Here is a 376-nt window from a genome sequence, read left to right as displayed (position 1 = left end):
GTCAGGAATCTCATACGAATCTACGTTGTTAAAGATTGCAGGGTCAACGCCACTGATGGTTCTGCCATAGTTCATGAAGTGAACGCCGCACTCATCGATACAGCAAGACTTATCTATAGTCTCCAACAGCGAAGCAATCACATTATTGATTAAGTCTTCATTGATAGTTGTGCAAGTACGAGTAACAATCTGAGGATAGTACAACATAGAGAAGTATCTGTGCATCAGAATCTCATCATTGCGGTAGATACCCCAGCAGTGTGTATCGTTCTTAAAGTCAAGGCTTCTGTCGTATGCATACTGAGTGCGTTCCATTGCAAGATAGCGGTCAATCTCTTCTTCTGAGAGATGTGACTGATATTCTTCTGTCTCAAGA

Annotated in this window: 1 protein-coding gene; it reads right to left on the bottom strand. The window is 42.0% G+C overall.

Features of this window, described 5'->3' with window-relative positions:
• On the bottom strand, positions 1-376 hold a 376-nt coding region (locus I6E40_RS10750), incomplete at both ends, for a hypothetical protein (protein WP_235387283.1).

It is taken from the genome of Prevotellamassilia timonensis (genome assembly GCF_021531665.1).
Classification (GTDB): domain Bacteria; phylum Bacteroidota; class Bacteroidia; order Bacteroidales; family Bacteroidaceae; genus Alloprevotella.
This window is presented reverse-complemented; position numbering and strand designations above follow the sequence as displayed.